The following is a 19,007-nucleotide window of genomic DNA, read 5'->3' on the forward strand; positions in this document are numbered from 1 at the left end:
TGGATCAGACGTCGGCCGACCGGGGTCCGCCCGGGGTGGGGGTGCATCCCGCTCGAGCGAAGCCGAGCGTGGGGGAGAAGCCGAGCGTGGGGGAGGGCAGGGCGAGCCAGGCGCCGTAGCCGCCGAGCAGGTCGGAGACGTCGGTGCGGCCCTGGTGGCGCAGCAGGCTGACGGCGATCGAGGAGCGGTGGCCGCCCGCGCAGTGGGCGACCAGGGGACGGCTGGCGGGGATCTCGTCGATACGGCGGGTGAGTTCGGCCAGCGGGATGTGCAGCGAGCCCTCGATGAAGCCCTCTTCGCGCTCGCCCGTGTTGCGTACGTCCAGGACCAGCGGGGGTTCGTCCCCGTCGAGCAGGCGACGCAGTTCGTCGGCGGTCAGGCGGCTGGCCTGTTCCATCTCGTCGGCCAGCGTGGGGAAGGCGCCCTCGGGCTCGCGCAGGTAGCCGCCCACCTTGTCGAAGCCGATGCGGGCCAGCCGGGTGACGACCTCCTCCTCTCGGTCCTGCGGAGCGATGACGACGACCTCCTGCTCGGGGGCGACGACCATGCCGGCCTGCTCGGCGAAGCGGCCGTCCGCGGGCACGTTGACCGAGCCGCGCAGATACCCGGGCGCGAAGTCCTGCGGCGAGCGGGCGTCGATGACGACCGCCCCCGCCGCGCGCCGCCGCATGAACTCCTCGACGGACAGCGGCCGGGGCGCGGCGGCCGCGTCGAACAGACCGTGCTCCTTGCGGTTGAGGATGGCGTCGTAGACGAAGTAGGCGGGCGCGGACGGCTGGCCCTCGGTGACCAGCTCGACGAACCTCTCCTCGCTCATGGGCCGACACGCGTAGTTGGTGGCGCGCTGCTCGCCGATGGTGGACTGGCGCTGGGTGGAGAGGTTCTTGCCGCAGGCCGATCCGGCGCCGTGGGCGGGGAAGACCCGCACGGCATCCGGGAGGTCCATCAGCTTGTGCTGGACGGTGTCGTAGAGCATCCTGCCGAGTTCGTCGGCGGTCACACCGATCGAGGCGAGCAGGTCGGGCCGGCCGACGTCGCCGATGAACAGCGCGTCACCTGTCAGGACGCCGTAGGGGACGGCGTCGCCGGCGTGCTCGTACACCAGGACGCTGATCGACTCCGGGGTGTGGCCGGGAGTTTCGAGGATCTGGAGTGTGACGTCGCCGAGGGTAATGCGTTCGCCGTCGGTCAGCTTGTGGATGGGGTATTCGGCCTCGGCACGCTGCCCGTAGCCGATCCAGGCGCCGGTGCGGTCGGCCAGCTCCAGGTGGCCGGCGAGGAAGTCGGCGTGGAAATGGGTGTTGACGACCGCCTCGACGGTGAAGCCGTGCTCGGCGGCGTCGGCGAGGTATTCGGAGACGTCGCGGCGGGGGTCGATGACGACGGCCCGGCCGGTGGTCTCGTCGGCGATCATGTAGGACGCCTGGGAGAGGCAGTCGAGGTAGTACTGGGCGAAGAACATCTTCGGGTGACCTCCGTACCGGAAGGGGTGCATACCCCAGGGGGTATACAGACGGGTCTGGTCCGCCCTTGTCGAAGGGGGGTGGTGGCCGGCCCGGGTCGGGGGATGCCCGGGCCGACCGGTCAGAGGCGGCCGGTGAGCATGCCGTGCCAGTACACCGGCGGCAGCCCGTACCGCTTGAACAGCCACATCGTGCGCCGCTCCTTGAAGGGGTCGAGCAGCGGGAAGCTGGGGGTGGGATTCAGGTCGTAGTCGAACTCGGCGAGCAGTATCCGGTCGCGGGCGGTCACCAGAGGGCAGGACGTGTAGCCGTCGTACCGGTGCGACGGGGATCGGCCGTTCATGACGTCGAGCAGGTTGGAGGCCACGACCGGGGCCTGCTTGCGCACGGCTGCGCCGGTCTTGGAGGTGGGCAGGTTCGCCACGTCGCCGAGGGCGAAGACGTTGTCGTGGTGCGGGTGTTGGAGCGTGTGCTTGTCCGCGGCGACGAAGCCCTGCGGGCTCGCGGGATCGGCGAGCGGACTCGCCTTGATCCAGTCGGGTGCGCTCTGCGGCGGTACGACGTGCAGGAGGTCGTAGCCGATGGTCTCCTTCGTGCCGTTCGCGTGGTTGGTGACTGTCACCGTGCGGTCGTCGCCGTCGACGACGGTCGCCTCGGAGCGCAGCCGCACCTCGATGCCGTACCGGGCGGCCACCTTCTCCAGGACCTGTGACCAGGCGGGCACCTTGAACATCGCCGGGTCCGGGATGACCAGGATGACGCGGATGTCGTCAAGAACCTTCTGCTTGCGCCAGTGGTCGGCGGCCAGGTAGGCGATCTTCTGCGGGGCGCCGCCGCACTTCAGGGGTGTCGCCGGGTGGGTGAAGACCGCGGTGCCCGAGCGCATCTGCCGGATCAGTTCCCAGGTGCGGGGGGCGTACTCGGGGGCGTAGTTGCTGCTCACCCGGTCGTGGCCGACCGCCTCGGCCAGGCCCGGCACGCCGTCCCAGTCGAGTTGGAGTCCGGGCGCCATGACCAGGTACTCGTAGGTGAGTGCGTCGCCGCCGGACAGGGTCACCGTGCGGGCTTCGGGGTCGACGGCCAGAGCGCGCCGGCGGATCCAGCGCACGCCGTCGGGTATGACGGACGCTTCGGGGCGGCGGGTCGTGCGCAGGAGCGCCTGGCCGCCGCCGACCAGGGTCCACAGCGGCTGGTACCAGTGGGTGTCGGACGGTTCGATCAACGTGATGTCGCTGACGCCGGCGCGGCGCAGGCGGGCCGCGACGCTGATGCCGGCGCTGCCGCCGCCGACGACGGCGACGCGGTGGCGGCCGGAGATCGGGGTGATGGGGGTCCCCCCGGGCGCGAGCGAAGCCGAGCGTTTGGGGGAGGGTGAGGGGGTGGTGGCCAAGGCGGTGCTCCTTCCCGGCTGGCCGGTGTACGGGTGTCGGACGGGGTCAGGCGGCGTGCTCGTGCGAACCGGCCGCGACCGGACGCCCGGCGCGGGCCCAGGCGGAGGTGCCGCCGGCCACGGAGTAGGCGTCGATGCCGTAGGAGTTCATCCAGTCGGAGGCACTCCTGCTGCGGTTGCCGCTGGCGCAGATCACGTACACCGGCCGGTTGGTGGGCAGTTCACCGCACCGCGCGGGCACGGTGCGCAGCGCCATCAGCCGCGCGCCCGGCACGTGTCCGGCGGCGTACTCGTCCGCTTCCCGGACGTCGACCACGAGCGCGCCGTCGGCCCAGGCCACCGCGAACGCTTCCTGTGTCACTTCACGAGCCACTTGGTTGCCTCCTCAATTACCCCCGGGGGTATCTCTCTGCCGAGAGTACGGCGGGCCGGGGGGAGCGTCAAATACCCCTAGGGGTATTTGCCCGGGAGGCAAGTCACGGCTCGACGCCAGGGCCGGGAACGAGCCGTGACCCGTGGGGCGCGACCTGGGCAGCCGGAGGGTCAAGCGCGTCCCGCCGCCTGGTCCGGAGTCCGCGGTGACCGTGCCGCCGTGGGCCGTGACCAGCTCCTTGACCACGGCCAGACCGATGCCGTTGCCGCCCGCGGAACGAGCGCGGGCCCCACGCCACGGACGGTCGAAGACATGCGGCAGCTCTACGGCGGGGATGCCCGGACCGGTGTCCGCCACCTCGACGAGCGCCTCGAAGGGCGTGGCGGAGGTGGTGACCGTGACGGTGTCGCCGGGACGGCAGTGGCGGGCGGCGTTGCTCAGCAGGTTGCCGAGGGTCTGGTGCAGCCGGTCGGCGTCCGTGCGGACCAGCAGGGCGGCGGGGCCGGGTACGGTGCGTACGGTCAGCCCCGCCGTGCGCAGCTCGGCTGCGCGCTCGGCCACGGCGGCGACGGCCAGGGCGGTCAGATCCACCTCGGCCAGGTGCAGGGACAGCCGGGCCGACTCGGCCTCCGCCGGTTCCCCGAGGTCGTCGACGATGCGGCCCAGCCGCAGGGCCTGGTCGTGCAGCGAGGCCAGGCGCTCGGCCGACGGGTCGGCGTAGCCGTCGCGCAGTTCCTCGAGCCCCGCCTGCAACGAGGTCAGGGGCGTACGCAGTTCGTGGGCGACGTCCGCGGCGAGCCGGTGGCGGGCCTGCTCGCCATGGCCGACGTCGTCGGCCATGGCGTCGAAGGCGCGGGCGAGGTCGCCCAGTTCACCGGGTGCGTCGATCCGGGCCCGTGCGCTGCGGTCCCCGGCGGCCAGCGCACGGGCGGTCGACGCGACCCGGACCACGGGAGCTGACCGGTTGTGGCGTCTGCTACGGCTCAGCCAGAGACCGCCGGTCCATGGATGAACCGTCCTCTCCCGCCCCTGCGCGGGCGCCCCTACGGTCGAGGCCGCGGGCGCTCACCGGCCCGCCGTACCGAAGGAGCAGGACCCCATGAAGATGACCGGCAACACGATCCTGATCACCGGCGGCACCTCGGGCATCGGCCTCGGTCTGGCCCTGCGGCTGCAGGAGGCCGGCAACAAGGTGATCGTCGCCGGCCGGCGCAAGGAACTCCTCGACGAGATCACGGCCGAGCACCCGGGCATCGACGCGCTCGTCCTCGATGTCGCGGACCCCGATTCGATCGCCCGGGCCCGTGAGACCGTGGCGGCGAGCCACCCGGGGCTGAACGTCCTGGTCAACAACGCTGGCATCATGCTTCAGGAGAACCTCCTCGACCCGGCCGGACTCCGGGTCGCCGAGGATCACGTCGCGACCAATCTGCTCGGCACGATCCGGATGACGTACGCCTTCCTGCCGCTGCTGGTGGGCAAGGACGACGCGGTCGTCATGAACGTCACCTCCGCGCTGGCGTTCGTGCCGTACCCGATCACCCCGACCTACAGTGCGACGAAGGCAGCGCTGCACTCGTTCTCCGAGAGCCTGCGCATCCAGCTCGCCGGTGCCGACGCCGGCGTCCAGGTGATCGAGATGGCCCCGCCTGGCGTGCGCACGACCCTGATGGGCCAGCAGGACAGCGAACAGTCCATGCCGTTGGACGACTTCCTCACCGAGGCCCTCGACCTGCTGCGCGAGAAGCCCGACGCGAAGGAGATCGTCGTCGAGCGCGCCAGGTTCATCCGCGACGCGCAGGCCACCGGCTCCTACGACGACGTCCTCGCCATGATCAGCAGCAGCTGACCGACCTGTAGTGACCGACGCGGAACGGTAGGGAAGCGTCTTCGGCTTCGCCCCGGTCGTCGCACTGGAGGCGGTCGGCTCCGTCCCGGGTGCCGACACGGGTACGCGAGCGCCCGGCCGACACGGCGGACATCGTCGTGTCGGCCGGGCCGGGCGACGAGGCCCGGGGCCCGGGGCCCGTCCAAAACGTCGGGCGCCCTCGGCGTCGGCCGTGCGCGCGGCTTCGCAGGAGTGAGAGAGGAGAGCTCAGCCATGGATCGGCGGTCTCTGGATAGCCGGGCGGGATGCGGCGAGGATGGACGGCATGGACAAGAAGGAGCTGGCGGAATTCCTGCGACATCGGCGTGAGGCGCTGCTGCCCCGCGACGTCGGGCTGGTCGAGGGGCCACGCCGGCGTACGCAGGGGCTGCGCCGCGAGGAGGTCGCTCAGCTCGCCGGCATGTCCACCGACTACTACGCCCGGCTGGAACAGCAGCGTGCTCCGCAGCCCTCCGTCCAGATCACCGCCGCTCTCGCCCGGGCACTGCGGCTGACCCTGGACGAACGCGACCATCTCTTCGTCCTCATCGGCCACAACGCCCCGGCCCGCTTCCACCGCTCCGAACATGTCAGCCCGACGCTGCTGCGGGTCCTGGACCGCCTGGACGACTCCCCGGCCCTGGTGCAGACCGACCTGCTCGACACCCTCGCGATGAACCCCGTGGCCGTCGCACTGCTCGGCGACCAGACCCGCCACACCGGTCTGGCCCGCAGCGGCTACTACCGCTGGTTCATGGACCCGGCCGAGCGCCTGATGGTTCCCGAGGAGACCCGCGAACGCCACGGCCGCGCCCAGGCGGCACGCCTGCGGGCCGCGCTGACAGCCGGCAGCGACACCCCCCGAGCCGCCCGGATCCTCGCCGAACTCCAGCAGCACAGCCCCGAGTTCGTCCGCATGTGGGAACTTCAGGAGGTCGCACAGAGCTACGACGACTGCGAGATCATCCTCCATCCCGAACTCGGCCGCATCGAGGTCGACGCCCAGGTCCTGTACACCGAGAACCGCGCCCAGACCCTGGTGGTGCTGACCGCCCGCCCCGGCACGGAGAGCCACAGCAAACTCGAACTGCTCTCCGTTATAGGGCACCAGCAGCTCACGCCCTGACGTCCTGGGTCGGGGACTGGGGACTGGGGACTGGGCCGGGGTCGGCGCGGGAGTGGCCGGACAAGGGCACTCTGGGATGGTGCAGCCCGCACGGCTTTTGCCCTGCGCTCTACGGCCGAATATGTCGGCCCCCTGCGATGTCCGGGCTCCGCGCTCAGGCCGCCCATTTGACCGGACGCTGCCTCCGTTTTACTCTCGAATACGTACGGAGGCAGCATCCGTTTTGATGCGGCCGCAGGATCGCGGCAGGCAGGAGGGTGCAATGAGCGCCGGTGAGCAGCGGGGACGCAAGCCCCGCGCGGACGTCCAGCGCAACCGCGCTGCCCTCCTGGAGACCGCGCAGCGTCACTTTCTGCAGCACGGGGTCGGCACCTCCCTCGAGGCGGTGGCCAAGGAGGCGGGCGTCGGGCCCGGCACCCTGTACCGGCACTTCCCCACCCGGGAGGCGCTGCTGGCGGCTGTGCTGCAGACGCGCTCCGAGGAACTGGTCGCCCGCCAGGCGGACATCGAGCAACTCGGCGACCCCGCCGAGGCGCTGGACCAGTGGCTGCGGGCGATGGAGGAGTACTTCAGCGCCTTCAGCGGTCTGCCCGACCCGCTCATGGCCGCGGCTCGGGCGCAGGAGCCGGACAACCCGCTCACGATTCCCTGCGACATCCTCATCACCGCCACCGATCAGTACGTGCGAGCCGCCCAGCTCGCGGGGCGCGTGCGCGCGTCGGTGCGGGGCCACGACCTGTTCCTCGCGGCCTGTTCCGTTGCCTGGATCAAGGGCACCGGTACCGAGGAGGAGCCGCTCGACCGGCTCCGCACGCTCATCGCGAGCGGCTACCGCCAGCGGGACACCCAGGCGTAATCCGCCAGGCACCCCGCCCCGCCCCCGCAACGCGAGGCGGGACCACCACACGGCCATCACATCGTGCTGCCCTCAGGGGCGGCGCAACCTCTCAAGGGATAAATCATGAAAATTACCGTCATAGGATCCGGTGCCATCGGCGGGAACCTCGCCGCCAAGCTCAGTACGGCCGGTCACGACGTCCAGGTGGCCGACGCCCGCGGCCCCGAGGCCGTCCGGGCGGAGGTGCTGGAGTCCGGGGCCCGCGCGGCGGAGCTCGCCGACGCCGTCCAGGGCCGGGACGTCATCGTCCTGGCCATCCCCTTCGGGGTGGCGGGGAAGCTGGCCGGCCTGTTCGCCTCGGTCCCCGCCGAGACGGTGGTCATCGACACCGCGAACTACTACCCGCACCTCTACGGGCACATCGAAGCCGTGGACAACGGCGAGGTCGACAGCGTGTGGAACGCGGAGCAGCTGGGGCGCCCCGTGGTCAAGGCGTGGAACGCCGCCCTGGCAGAGACCCAGCGGACCCGGGGCGTCCCGGCCGGAACGCCCGGCCGCCTCGCCATCCCCGTCGCCGGCGACTCCGCGGAGGCGCGGCGCGTGGCCATGCGGCTCGTGGACGACACCGGCTTCGATCCCTACGACGCCGGCACGCTGGCCGACTCGTGGCGCCAGCAGCCGAACAGCCCCGCCTACTGCACCGAACTGACCCTCGACGAACTGCCGGCGGCCCTGGCCGCGGCCGACCGCGTCAAGGACGCCGGCATCCGCGACAGCCTCCCAGAACGCTTCGCCGCCCTCCCGGCCACGGCCACCCTGGAGGACGTCGTAGAGATGAACCGCGCCGCCCACCGCTGAGTCACCCACCGCGGCTCTCGTGCACGCAACGGCACGAGGGCGGCAGCGCCGGCACGCCACGAACACACAGGACGAACACGAAGAGCGCGCAGTCCCCCGCGCTGCGACCCGCAGTCTCGGCACGCCGCTGCCTGCGAGCATCCGCATGCCTGCCGGTACCCGCAAGGGTGCGTCCGCACCCGGCCCTGACGTCGGCTGCCTCGTCGCACGGCCTGCCGTACCGCGCTGTGCCGCGGCCGCCGTGGCGGGACTGCGCGCCGTGGAGAGGAACCGCCTTGCCCGGCACCGCATCATCCTTCACCGACATCGCACGCTCCCGACGCTCCCCCCGGCGGTTCCTGCCCACCGCCCTGTCCCCTTCGGACATCCGCGGCGTGCTGGAAGACGCACAGACGGCCCCGTCGAACAGCAACACCCAGCCGTGGACGGTGCACGTCGTCTCGGGTGCGGCGCGGGACGCCCTGGCCAAAGAGCTGCTCCGGGCCGAGGAGGAGGGGCGGACCTCCCCGGATTTCACCGACGGCTACGGCGAGGGCCTCTACCTCGAGCGGTCGCAGGCCCTGGGCGCGAGTGTCTACCGGGCCCGGGGCGTCGAGCGCTCGGACCGGGACGGCAGGAGGGCGGCGGTCCGCGAGAACCTGGAGTTCTACGGCGCTCCCCATGCCGCGTTCCTGTTCATGCCGGCGCTAGGCGACGGGGTGCGGACGGCCGGCGACATCGGCATGTACGCGCAGAACTTCCTGCTCTCGCTGGCGGCCCGGGGGCTGGCCGGCATCCCGCAGACCGTACTCGGCGTCTACGCCGACACCGTCCGCGAGTTCCTGGGTGTCCCCGCGGAGCTCAAGCTGCTGTTCGGCATCTCCTTCGGCATGGCCGACCCGGCGGCGCCGGTGAACACGCTCCGCACGGAGCGGGTTCCGCTGCAGCGGAGCGTGGTCCTGCATGACACCTCAGGAGTCCTCGACCGGCCGTAGTTCCTCCGCCCGCAGGAACCGTCCGGCGCCTGGGCCCGGGCCGTCACACCATCGAGGACGCCCGGGCCCAGCGCCAGGCTCTGCGGGACGCCGCCGAGCGCGCCGGACGCGACCCGGACGAGGTGAAGATGCTCGCCGGCTTCATGCCGACCATCGTCCCCTCCCGCCAGGCCGCCCTTCAGCGGCGCCGCTTCCTGGACGAGGTCGTCGACCTGGACCAACGCGTCCGCTACCTCGGCGCCATGATCGGTCTCCCGCTCGGCCCCGCCCAGAGCTCGACGAGCCCCTGACCGCGGACCAGCTCGCCGACGCCATACCCAGCCCGCACGACCCGCGCTCCGCCCGCGCCCTCGAAGTGGCCCGGGAAGGCTGGACCCTGCGCGACGTGCTCGCCCACGGCGTCATCGACTACCACCCGGTGGTCGCCGGCACCGCCGCCGACGTGGCCGACCACATGCAGCAGTGGTTCGAGGCAGGGGCCTGCGACGGTTTCTCGATCGCCATCGACAGCTACCACGACGGCTTCGACTCCTTCGTCGACAAGGTCGTCCCGATCCTGCGGGAACGCGGCCTGTTCCACGACGACTACGAAGGCCCCACCCTGCGCGAGAACCTCGGCGCCCACGAGCAGTACGGCCTCGACCCGCGCCTCACGAAGCCGGCCCGGTCATGACCACCACCACGCAGCCCATCGCCGTCCAGCCGTCCAGCCGTCCGGCACCGCGACCTGTGGCGCCAACTACCCTTGCGGCTGCCCGTTCGCGGAGGGGCGCCCCGAGCACGTACCCAGGTCGATCGACGAGAGCCTGCGCCGGCTCGGCACCGACCACGTCGACCTCTACCAGCTGCACCGCGTCGACCCCACGGTCCCGGTCGAGGAGACCTGGGACGCCCTGGCGGAGACCGTCGCCGCGGGCAAGGCCCGTCACATCGGCCTGTCCGAGGCCACGTGGAACAGATCGAGCGGGCTCAGGCCGTGTATCCGGTGACCTCCGTGCCGTCCGAACTCTCCCTGTGGACGAGGGAGTGGACGGTCGACGTACTGCCGTACTGCCGTACTGCCGTACTGCCGGGAACAGGGCATCGCCTTCCTGCCGAACTCACCGCTCGGCAAGGGCTTCCTCACCGGCCGGTTCGCCACCTTCGTACGTCGTGCCCATCCCTCGGCACCAAGACTCCGAAGTACCTGACCGACAACGCCGTCGTGGCCGACATCCGCCTGAGCGCTGCCGAGCCGGCCGCTCTGCCCGTGCCGCAGGGCGACCGCTACTGACCGACGGCGAGGAGCGACTGCCGGACTGCGTCCCGAGGGATGTGGTCGGCTGACGCTCGTTTGACGCTCCAGGCGCCTGACGCATGGGAAGCAGAGGCAAAAAACCGCCACTGACCTGCTGCTTTCCTGGACCGTGCTCAGCAACTCCCTGTCCCAGGTGCGGACGCCCGGCGCGTCACATGATCGGCACGGTCCGCCCGTACTTTCGCGAATTGGGCCACTGGGGCTCCCGCATGGCGGATCCACCCGGGGGCAGGTGGCCTCCGGTGACCAACACCGCTTGACCACGTGGCCTTGGCGCCAGCCGCACAGCCCGTGTCCAGGGTTCCGGGTCAAGGCCTGTGTGGTGCGGTCAGGGCTTTGTGGGTCGACTCCATGATCTTCTCCGACAGTTCGGTGCCCGCGGTGGCCCGGGCGAGCAGGATCGCTCCGACCAGGGTGGCCACCATGGGAAGGCCGTCGTCGGCGTCGGTGGACAGCCACGCGGCGAATGCCTCGACTCCGGCCGCGTACGTTTCCCGCACCTCCCCGGCTACGGGCTCGCGAGCCATGTCCCCTGCGAATCCCGCGGTGGGACAACCGGTGCCGGGCTGGTCACGGTGCTCGGCCGACAGGTAGAAGTCGACGAGGGCGCCGCGCGCGGTGTCGTGATCGCCCTGGGCCGTATCGAACGACGCCAGGAGCAGGTCAAGGTCCCCGAAAGCGGCTTGGGCCGCCTCGGCCACCAGGGCCTCCTTGGAGGAGAACTGCTTGTAGAAGCCGCCAGTGGTCAGCCCGATGGACTTCATCAGGTCGGCGACGCTGATGCCGTTCACGCCGCGCTCCCGGAAGAGCTGGGAGGCCGCGGCGACCGCGCGCCTACGGTTCTCGAGCGCTTGTGCTTGCGAAACGCGACTCATCACTCACCCGCCCACGTTAGATAGTAAACTGCATCTATCGTATGCGAAGTGCGGGCGGGCGGCCGCAGCGCCCTCTTTCGGCACGGCCCTTTCTTGCTGTCGCGAGGCGAGGGGCTCGTGGGCCCGCACCGGAAGCGGCTTGCGGCCGTGTCACGTATCCGTTCCGGAGTGCGGCGGTTGCGAGAAGGCGCCGATGCGAATCTCGTGGAGCGCGTGCCTGGCGGTCGACGGAGTCTGTTCGGCCTCTGGGTGACAGGTGGCCCCATCCCTGGGCGCCTGATCGTATTCGCTGGCGAGCCGGGGCTGCCGAGGGGCTGTCGAGGCGAAGACCGCGCCGCTCGCCCCCAGGGCCGGAGATGATCCGGCGCTCCGGTTGGAGGCGGTCGGTCGCGTTGTGCTCGGCACGTGTGCGCCATGCGCGTCTCCGTGGAGGTGTCGTTCGCCGTACCCGCGCGTTCGTCGTGAGGGCGGTTCGCGAAACCGTCCACGGTGACCCTGCGCCCGGGGGGGCCTATGGGTTTCGTCAAGGAAATCGGGCTGCGTTGAGGATCGATGCCGGGCAGCATGGCGGGGTGTCTGATCTGTTGTGGGATGACGTCGAGTACTTCTTCGACCTTGATGAGATGGGGTCGCTGCCGGACGTGCGTGTCCCTGACGCCTCGGTGGAGGACTGGCAGGCGGTCCTCGACCTGATCAGGGCGAGTGGCTGGAAGTGCCAGTACTCCGAGGGCGAGGTTGTGATGCCGATGCCCCGGGCGGAAGCAGTGTTGTCCCGCCCGGCTGATGCCGAGTGCCCGGACCTGCGAGTTTGGCCGACAGCCGATGTGCTGGCGATCTTCCGCTTCCATGCGGCGGAGGAGATCGACTTCGACGTTGATCTGCGGGAGCTGCAGGGCCAGGAGCGACTCGATGTGTTCTGCGGCTTTCTGCGGGCGATCGGGCGACGGCTGGCCAAGCCGGTGCTGATGGATCCGGAGGGCGACTGCGGGCATCCGGTGCTCGGGTTCGATGTGGAAGCCGATCGGGTCGTTCTCTTGGCTGAACCGCCGGTCAGTTGACCACGGCCGCTGGCTGCGGTTCGTAGAAGGTGCCGTCGCGGAGCATCGCAAAGAGCACGTCGGCCCGACGGCGGGCGAGGCAGAGCAAGGCCTGGGTGTGGTGCTTGCCCTGGGCGATTTTCTTGTCGTAGTAGGCCCTCGATGCCGGGTCCGCGAGGGCGGCGAACGCGGACAGGAAGAAGGCCCGCTTCAGCTGTTTGTTGCCGCGTCGGGAAGGCTGTTCACCGCGGATGGACGATCCCGAACTCCTGGTCGCAGGAGCCAGGCCCGCGTAGGAGGCCAGGTGGGCGGCGGTGGGGAAGTTGGTGCCGTCACCGACGTCGATGAGGATGCGGGCTCCGGTCCTGACGCCGATGCCGGGCATCGAAATCAGGACCTTCGAAAGAGGGTGAGCCTCCAACAGCTCCTCGATCCTGGTGGCGAGGAGCTTGCGCTGGTCAAGGACAGTTTTCAGCTGTCCGGAGAGGCTGGGGACTATGAGTGCGGCTGCGTCGGTGCCGGGGACGACGACCGTCTGCTCGTCCAGCGCGGTGAAGACGTCGTCGACCAGACGCTCGGCCATCCGCGGGGCCTTGGCCCGTATCAGGCCGACCAGCCTGCGGCGTCCGGCCTTCCTCAACTGGGCCGGAGAGCCGAACCGTTCGAGCATCAGCAGCACGGCCGGGTGCTGGACGCGTGGGCCCAGGACCCGTTCCAGACTGGGGTGGATCTGGGTGAGCAGACCGCGGAGCCGGTTGGAAATGCGGGTGGCTTCGCCGGCCAGGTCGTCGTCGAAGCCGACGATCATCTCCAGCTCTGCGATGGTCTCGTCTTCGACGTCGATGGCGCGCAGGGTGTGCGGCATCGCGCGGGCGGCGTCCGCGATGATGAACGCGTCGCGAGCGTCGGTCTTCGCCTCGCCGGGGTAGAGGTCAGCGATCCGCCGCATCGTCAGGCCGGGCAGATAGGCGACCTTGCAGCCCGCGTCGCGGGCCACGGCGAGCGGCAGAGCTCCGATCGAGGCGGGCTGGTCGACGACCACGAGCACGGTGCCGTGCTTGGCCTGCAGCTTGGCGAAGACCTCGCGCAGTTTCGGTTCGCTGTTGGGCAGCCGCTTGTCGAACGCCTTCTTCCCGACTGGGGTCAGGGCGGTGGCGTGGTGTTCGCCTTTGCCGACGTCCAGGCCGAGGAAGACGCCGATTTCACTGATGTCGATCACGTGCACTCTCCGGTCGTACCCGTCCCGGCCTCACCTGCGGCACCAGCTGCCGGCATCCACATTACGAAGAGCCTCCCAAGTCCCAGAAGAACCGGTGGTCATGCCCCTAATCAGCGGTCTGCCAGTGCCTCCGGGCACCGGTGACACCACCCCCCAGATCATGATCAACAGGGGGGAGCAGTCATGCCGGGCCCAGAGGCCAGGAACCCCATTGCGGGGCCGAGGAAGACGGTAATGGGGGGGGGCTCCGTCCGAAGCTGATCGGCCGCCGGCCCTGTGACCCGCGTGCATGTCGAGCAGTCTCCGGCCGTGGGCGGTGACTGCCGGCGTCGGGGCCGTTGACTGGATCGCTTTAGATATCTATCGTAATCTAAAGCGAGGCCAACGCTTTGGCCCCCTGCTTCTTCGCCAGACCAGAAATGAGATCCCCCATGACCACGCAGAACAAGAGCGCCGTTGTCACCGGTGCGTCCGCCGGCCTGGGCAGCGCCTACGCGCAGCGGCTTGCCGACCGGGGCTACGACCTGATCCTGGTGGCCCGGAACGCCGCGCGGCTGGAAACGCTGGCGTCGGACATCCGCAGCCGCACGGGCCGCGCAGTGGATGTCGTCACCGCCGATCTCACCGACGCGGCGCAGATCTCCGTGGTCGAGGAGCGTCTGCGGACCGACGAGAGCATCGAGGTGCTGATCAACAATGCCGGCGGGGGGCTGTTCACCCCGCTGGCAACCTCCGACGCCGCGGCCTCCGAGGCGCTGATCAACCTCAACGTGACCTCGCTGACCAGGCTGACCACCGCGGTCCTGCCGGGCCTGACGGCCCGCGGGCGCGGCACCGTCGTGAACATCTCCTCTGCCCTGGCTCTCAACATCCTGCCCGTCAGCGCCGTCTACAGCGGCACCAAGAGCTACGTGCTGACGTTCACCCAGGCCCTGCAGCAGGAACTCGCCGAGAGCCCCGTCGTGGTGCAGGCCGTGCTGCCGGGCGCTGTCCGCACGGAGTTCTGGGACGGCTCCGGCGCCGACCTCGGGGCGTTCCCCGACGAGTGGATCATGAGCGCGGACGACGCCGTCGACGCGGCGCTCGCCGGCCTCGACGCCGGGGAGCCCGTCACCATCCCGTCCCTGCCCCAGATCAGCGACTGGGAGTCGTTCGAGAAGGCGCGTCAGACGCTCGTCCCGAACCTGTCGCAGCGCGTCCCGGCCGATCGCTACCGCGGCTGACCGCCGCTCCGACTCCGGTGCGGGAGTCCCTTTGTGGCAACCACGACCGCTGGCGCACACGACGACCGATGCGTCCTCCGGCGTGGGGGAGGACCGACACGCTCGACCTCCTCCCCTCGCCCGTACAAGCAGCCAGGTCCCGGCACTGCAACTGGCGGCGGTCATGCGCGCGACAGCCCGGTCACCGCGTACGCGGAACTCGCGGCAGCCCGCCACCCCGCAGCCCCCACTCACCCTTTATTTTGAGGAAACATCCATGTCGAACGCCCTGTGGAACCCGATCGTCGCCGGGGAGATCTCCCTGCCGCACCGGCTGGCGATGGCGCCCCTGACGCGGGACCGGTCCACACCGGAAGGCATACCCACCGAGCTGAACGCCGAGTACTACGCCCAGCGTGCCTCGCACGCCCTCATCATCACCGAGGGCACCCAGCCCAACGCCGACGGCCAGGGCTACCTGCTCACCCCCGGCATCTACTCCGAGGAACACGTCGCCGGGTGGCGCAAGGTCACCGACGCCGTGCACGAGGCCGACGGACGCATCGTCATCCAGCTCATGCACGCCGGACGGATGTCCCACCCCGACAACACCCCCACCACCGGCAGCCGGTCGCCCCCTCCCCGGTCCAGCCGGCGGGCACCATGTTCACCCCGTCCGGCCCTCAGGAGATGCCGGTACCGCGTGAGCTGTCCACCGAGGAGGTCGCCGCGACGGTCGAGGACTACCGGCGCGCCGCGGCGGCCGCCATCGCGGCCGGCGCCGACGGCGTCGAGATCCACGGCGCCAACGGCTACCTCGTGCATCAGTTCCTCGCCACCAACACCAACCGGCGCACCGACCGTTACGGCGGCTCCCTCGACAACCGCATCCGCTTCGCCGTCGAGGTCGCCACCGCCGTGGCCGAGGAGATCGGCGCCGGCCGCACCGGCTTCCGGATCTCTCCCGGCAACCCGTTCAACGACATCGCGGAGAGCGACACCCACGAGCTGTACCCGGCACTCGTGCGCGCCCTCGCCCCGCTCGACCTCGCCTACCTGCACATCGTCCACGGCGGCGACGACGAACCCCTGCACACCCTGCGCAAGTTGTGGCCGACCACCTTGGTTCTCAACCGGGCCGGCACCGACATCGCCACCCGCGCCAAGGACGTCGAAGACGGCATCGCCGACATCGTCACCGTCGGCACGATGGCACTCGCCAACCCCGACCTGGTCGAGCGCGTACGCACCGGCGCCCCCCTCAACACCCCCGACCCCGCCACCTTCTACGGCGGCGGCGAGGCCGGCTACACCGACTACCCCACCCTCACCGCCTGACAAACCCCGGCCATACCGGTCCCGGCGGGCCGGTATGCCCAGACGGCCCCATGGAGGTACCACCTGTCTGAGCACACTGCCGCTGAACATTCGCGGACTTTATGCCCGGACTGGTGATTCCCGAGTCCGAGCCGGATGCGACCCGCACCCGGGTGGAGGGCGTCCATCTCACCGCCCGGGAGCCGGAAGGCGTCACCTATCGGCGAAGTGCCGCCTGATCCGACTACCGATCATCACCGCCGAGCGCCCCTGGGCCCGGAGCCGATGGTGACCCGGGGCACCTCATGATTCGACCCGATTCCGCTGTCCATCACCAGGGCGGAGCCGCTCCGTCCACATTGGAGAAGCACATGTCTTCCTCGAACGAGACCCAGACGTCCACCACCGACTTGCATCGACTTGCCGATGAATACGTCAGGCGCGTCAACCTGCGTGACCTCGACACCCTGTTCGCCCTGTACGCGCCGGACTTCCGCAACCACGCCGCCGACGGCACCACCACCGGCGTCGAGGAGGCCCGCGCGGTGCTGGCGTCGTTCCTCGTCGCGGTCCCCGACTTCGCGGCCACGCCGGTCCGTGTCGTCGCCGAGGACGATTGGTTCGCGATCACCTTCGTCCTCACCGGCACGAACACCGGGCCCTTCAACGGCACACCCGCCACCGGCCGATCGATCAAGGTGCTGGAGGTTCGCATGTTCAAGGTGGCCGACGGGAAGCTCACCGACCACTGGGGCCTCATCGACCTGGCGACACTCTTCGCCCAGCTGCAGTCCTGAGAAAGGCATTTGTTTTAGGGATATCGAGCTGTATGCCTAGGTGTTCTGAGTCGGGAATTCTGTTCAGATGTATAGGCTTGCTCCATGGCACGGACGGGGCGGGCGTAGGCCGAGTTGACACTGTCGGACGAAGAACGGGCCGCACTCGAGGAGTGGGTGCGGCGACGTTCCACGCCGCAGGCATGGGCGTTGCGGTGTCGGATCATCCTGGCCTGCGCCGAGGGCGCCTCGAACAAGGACGTGGCTGCTCAGCTCGGTTCCACACCCCATGCGGTGGGCCGCTGGCGGGCCCGGTTCGTGCAGTACCGGATCGCCGGTCTGGGTGACATGCCGCGTCCGGGCGGCCCAAGGACCGTGACGGACGAGCAGGTTGCCGCGGTAGTCACCAAGACGCTGGAATCCACTCCGAAGAGCGCAACGCACTGGTCGACGCGGTCGATGGCGAAGGAGACGGGCCTCTCGCAGTCGTCGGTTTCACGGATCTGGCGGGCCTTCGGCCTGCAGCCGCACCGGTCGGAGACCTTCAAACTGTCGACCGATCCGTACTTCGTCGACAAGGTCCACGATGTCGTCGGCCTTTACCTGGACCCGCCCGAGCGGGCCCTGGTGTTCTGCGCCGACGAGAAGTCGCAGATCCAGGCCCTGGACCGATCCCAGCCCGTGCTGCCAATGATGCCCGGGGTTCCCGAGCGGGTGACCCACGACCACGTCCGCGCCGGCACCACCACCCTGTTCGCCGCCCTCGAGGTCGCCACCGGCAAAGTGATCGGCTCCCTGCACCGCAGACATCGGGCTGAGGAGTTCAAGAAGTTCCTCACCAAGCTCGACAAAGAGGTGCCCGCCGACCTGGATGTCCACCTCATCTGCGACAACTACGCCACCCACAAGACCCCCGCCATCAAGAAGTGGCTGCTGGCCCACCCCCGCTTCCACCTGCACTTCACACCGACCGGCTCGTCCTGGCTGAACCTCGTCGAGCGATGGTTCGCCGAACTGACCAACAAGCAGATACGGCGCGGCGTTCACAGGTCCGTCCAAGCCCTGGAGAAGGACATCCGCAACTGGATCGCCGCCTGGAACACCGACCCGAAGCCCTACGTCTGGACGAAGACCGCAGACGAGATCCTCGAACGCCTCGCCAGTTATCTGAACAGAATTCCCGACTTGGAACACTAGCTCCGTCTGGAGTGGCGGCGGCCCCGGCTGCTGCAGGTCCGCCGGAGACGCGGCCTTGGGTGTCGCTCCCGGTGCTGCCACTGGAAGCGGAGCGGGTGGAGGCGTGGGCCCGGGCCCTGATGCGGATGGACCCGGAGGGATGCGAGGCGGTGCTGGTGCCGGCGACCGGGAGGGTGCCTCGGTGGCGGGCGGGGCGCCGGGGCGGACGGCATCGCCGTACAGGCGCTCGAGCCTGGGGGCGTCGTACCCGATCACAACACCCCGCAGCGACGGACCACACCTATTGACCATTCCTCACGGTTCGACGATGTGCCGCAGATAGGCCTGCGGGTCGGCGAGATAGCGGCGCCAGTGATCCACGACGCCGAGCTCCCGCCAGGCGACCCTCCGCATACCGTGCTCACCGACCTCGATGATGTCCGCGCCCGGCAGTGCGGTCAGCAAGGGTGAGTGCGTGGCACAGATGACCTGGCCGCCCTCCTTGGCCAACCGGTCGATGTGCCCGATCAGTTCGAGGCACGAGGAGAAGGAGAGCGCTGCCTCCGGCTCGTCGAGAACATAGAGCCCGGCGTGTAGGAACTTCCCGCGGAACGCCGCGAGAAAGCCCTCACCATGGCTGACCGAGTCCGGCGAGAACCCCTCCCTGTCCAGGGCGTCCAGCGCGGTCTCGGCCCGCAGGAAGAAGCCCTTGCGGGCCGCCCAGCTGGTGGCCATACGGCGCCCGCGCCCCGAGGCGGCGTCGAATTTCATACGCTCGCCGAGGGTCGACCTGCCGCGCGGGGAGGCGTAGCGCCAGTCGTGGGAGCCGCCGTAGGAGTCCAGTCCGAACCCCTCCGCCAGCGCCTCGACCAGGGTCGACTTCCCCGAGCCGTTCTCACCGACCAGAAAGGTCACCGGTGCGGTGAACCGCAGCCCTTCGTTGAGCAGTTGTCGGACGCAGGGCACCGACCAAGGCCAGGTTTCCTCGTCGTACGAGGGGAGATGGGCATACGCGCGTTCGACAATCACGCAACCAGTGTCACCTGGACTCGGAAAGCGTACGTGCACCGTGTAGCCGGCGTCAGTACCTCGCGCTCGTTGTCGCCCGGGCTCCGATCGGTCACGCAGCCGTTCCCATGCGTTGCGAGGAGGTGCTCTCAGCGCCCAGCTGAACTCTGCACGCTCGCGGCGCCGGACCGAACGTAATCCCTTGATTTCT

Annotated in this window: 18 protein-coding genes and 2 pseudogenes; 13 read left to right on the plus strand and 7 right to left on the minus strand. The window is 69.9% G+C overall.

Features of this window, described 5'->3' with window-relative positions; genetic code table 11:
- Positions 1-4: 4 nt before the first annotated feature.
- From OG272_RS36485 to OG272_RS36500, 4 genes are all read right to left on the minus strand, one after another.
- Positions 5-1,462: a rhodanese-like domain-containing protein gene (locus tag OG272_RS36485; RefSeq protein ID WP_405896114.1), complete on the minus strand. Its 1,458-nt coding sequence runs from the start codon at positions 1,460-1,462 to the stop codon at positions 5-7.
- Positions 1,463-1,584: 122 nt separating this feature from the next.
- Positions 1,585-2,853: an FAD-dependent oxidoreductase gene (locus OG272_RS36490; RefSeq protein ID WP_405895514.1), complete on the minus strand. Its 1,269-nt coding sequence runs from the start codon at positions 2,851-2,853 to the stop codon at positions 1,585-1,587.
- A gap of 46 nt (positions 2,854-2,899) precedes the next feature.
- The gene (locus OG272_RS36495; RefSeq protein WP_326576088.1) at positions 2,900-3,226 is read right to left on the minus strand and encodes a rhodanese-like domain-containing protein; all 327 of its coding nucleotides are present in this window, start codon (positions 3,224-3,226) and stop codon (positions 2,900-2,902) included.
- Positions 3,227-3,238: 12 nt separating this feature from the next.
- Complete coding sequence (locus tag OG272_RS36500; protein ID WP_405895515.1) at positions 3,239-4,177, minus strand: ATP-binding protein; 939 nt, start codon at positions 4,175-4,177, stop codon at positions 3,239-3,241.
- A 148-nt stretch (positions 4,178-4,325) separates the two neighbouring features.
- Here OG272_RS36500 and OG272_RS36505 point away from each other — a divergent pair, with 148 nt between their 5' ends.
- The 8 genes and pseudogenes from OG272_RS36505 to OG272_RS36540 form a co-directional block, all read left to right on the plus strand.
- A complete protein-coding gene (locus OG272_RS36505) occupies positions 4,326-5,075 on the plus strand; it encodes an SDR family NAD(P)-dependent oxidoreductase (RefSeq protein WP_326576084.1) in 750 nt (249 codons plus the stop codon).
- Positions 5,076-5,379: 304 nt separating this feature from the next.
- On the plus strand, positions 5,380-6,219 hold the full coding sequence (locus tag OG272_RS36510; RefSeq protein ID WP_405895516.1) for a helix-turn-helix transcriptional regulator: 840 nt from the start codon (positions 5,380-5,382) through the stop codon (positions 6,217-6,219).
- Between the two features lie 262 nt (positions 6,220-6,481).
- Positions 6,482-7,075 (plus strand): TetR/AcrR family transcriptional regulator, encoded by a 594-nt coding sequence (locus tag OG272_RS36515; protein ID WP_405895517.1) that lies wholly within the window; start codon positions 6,482-6,484, stop codon positions 7,073-7,075.
- 105 nt (positions 7,076-7,180) lie between these two features.
- The gene (locus OG272_RS36520; protein ID WP_405895518.1) at positions 7,181-7,915 is read left to right on the plus strand and encodes an NADPH-dependent F420 reductase; all 735 of its coding nucleotides are present in this window, start codon (positions 7,181-7,183) and stop codon (positions 7,913-7,915) included.
- A gap of 275 nt (positions 7,916-8,190) precedes the next feature.
- Entirely contained in the window at positions 8,191-8,889 is a 699-nt protein-coding gene (locus OG272_RS36525) for a nitroreductase (RefSeq protein ID WP_405895519.1), read from the plus strand.
- Between the two features lie 122 nt (positions 8,890-9,011).
- Complete coding sequence (locus OG272_RS36530; protein ID WP_327727483.1) at positions 9,012-9,179, plus strand: hypothetical protein; 168 nt, start codon at positions 9,012-9,014, stop codon at positions 9,177-9,179.
- 95 nt (positions 9,180-9,274) lie between these two features.
- Positions 9,275-9,562 (plus strand): hypothetical protein, encoded by a 288-nt coding sequence (locus OG272_RS36535; RefSeq protein WP_327727482.1) that lies wholly within the window; start codon positions 9,275-9,277, stop codon positions 9,560-9,562.
- Positions 9,563-9,653: 91 nt separating this feature from the next.
- A pseudogene (locus OG272_RS36540) lies at positions 9,654-10,031 on the plus strand (aldo/keto reductase); the annotation flags it as partial.
- 463 nt (positions 10,032-10,494) lie between these two features.
- On the opposite strand, the gene OG272_RS36545 reads toward OG272_RS36540, so the two are convergent.
- On the minus strand, positions 10,495-11,061 hold the full coding sequence (locus OG272_RS36545; RefSeq protein ID WP_327727480.1) for a TetR family transcriptional regulator: 567 nt from the start codon (positions 11,059-11,061) through the stop codon (positions 10,495-10,497).
- A gap of 572 nt (positions 11,062-11,633) precedes the next feature.
- Here OG272_RS36545 and OG272_RS36550 point away from each other — a divergent pair.
- A complete protein-coding gene (locus OG272_RS36550; protein WP_405895520.1) occupies positions 11,634-12,119 on the plus strand; it encodes a hypothetical protein in 486 nt (161 codons plus the stop codon).
- On the opposite strand, the gene OG272_RS36555 is transcribed toward OG272_RS36550, so the two are convergent.
- Positions 12,112-13,317, minus strand: a complete 1,206-nt coding sequence (locus OG272_RS36555) for an IS110 family transposase (RefSeq protein ID WP_405895521.1) — start codon at positions 13,315-13,317, stop codon at positions 12,112-12,114. The genes OG272_RS36550 and OG272_RS36555 overlap by 8 nt on opposite strands.
- 431 nt (positions 13,318-13,748) lie before the next feature.
- Between OG272_RS36555 and OG272_RS36560 the strand changes: the two genes are divergently transcribed.
- The 4 genes and pseudogenes from OG272_RS36560 (at position 13,749) to OG272_RS36575 (ending at position 17,809) form a co-directional block, all read left to right on the plus strand.
- On the plus strand, positions 13,749-14,540 hold the full coding sequence (locus tag OG272_RS36560; RefSeq protein WP_326576070.1) for an SDR family oxidoreductase: 792 nt from the start codon (positions 13,749-13,751) through the stop codon (positions 14,538-14,540).
- A 256-nt stretch (positions 14,541-14,796) separates the two neighbouring features.
- Positions 14,797-15,857, plus strand: a pseudogene (locus OG272_RS36565) (alkene reductase).
- A 350-nt stretch (positions 15,858-16,207) separates the two neighbouring features.
- Positions 16,208-16,633, plus strand: coding sequence for an ester cyclase (locus OG272_RS36570; RefSeq protein ID WP_326576067.1), 426 nt, complete (start codon positions 16,208-16,210; stop codon positions 16,631-16,633).
- Between the two features lie 114 nt (positions 16,634-16,747).
- A complete protein-coding gene (locus OG272_RS36575; RefSeq protein WP_405895522.1) occupies positions 16,748-17,809 on the plus strand; it encodes an IS630 family transposase in 1,062 nt (353 codons plus the stop codon).
- A gap of 294 nt (positions 17,810-18,103) precedes the next feature.
- On the opposite strand, the gene OG272_RS36580 is transcribed toward OG272_RS36575, so the two are convergent.
- Positions 18,104-18,817 (minus strand): AAA family ATPase, encoded by a 714-nt coding sequence (locus tag OG272_RS36580; protein ID WP_326576062.1) that lies wholly within the window; start codon positions 18,815-18,817, stop codon positions 18,104-18,106.
- Positions 18,818-19,007 lie beyond the last annotated feature (190 nt).

This window comes from Streptomyces sp. NBC_00104, assembly GCF_045160825.1.
GTDB lineage: Bacteria > Actinomycetota > Actinomycetes > Streptomycetales > Streptomycetaceae > Streptomyces.

Coding starts and splice junctions, on each gene's coding strand:
- OG272_RS36515 (WP_405895517.1), top strand. CDS start 6,482: ATGAGCGCCGGTGAGCAGCGGGGACGCAAGCCCCGCGCGGACGTCCAG.
- OG272_RS36520 (WP_405895518.1), top strand. CDS start 7,181: ATGAAAATTACCGTCATAGGATCCGGTGCCATCGGCGGGAACCTCGCC.
- OG272_RS36510 (WP_405895516.1), top strand. CDS start 5,380: ATGGACAAGAAGGAGCTGGCGGAATTCCTGCGACATCGGCGTGAGGCG.
- OG272_RS36570 (WP_326576067.1), top strand. CDS start 16,208: ATGTCTTCCTCGAACGAGACCCAGACGTCCACCACCGACTTGCATCGA.
- OG272_RS36485 (WP_405896114.1), bottom strand. CDS start 1,462: ATGTTCTTCGCCCAGTACTACCTCGACTGCCTCTCCCAGGCGTCCTAC.
- OG272_RS36560 (WP_326576070.1), top strand. CDS start 13,749: ATGACCACGCAGAACAAGAGCGCCGTTGTCACCGGTGCGTCCGCCGGC.
- OG272_RS36545 (WP_327727480.1), bottom strand. CDS start 11,061: ATGAGTCGCGTTTCGCAAGCACAAGCGCTCGAGAACCGTAGGCGCGCG.
- OG272_RS36505 (WP_326576084.1), top strand. CDS start 4,326: ATGAAGATGACCGGCAACACGATCCTGATCACCGGCGGCACCTCGGGC.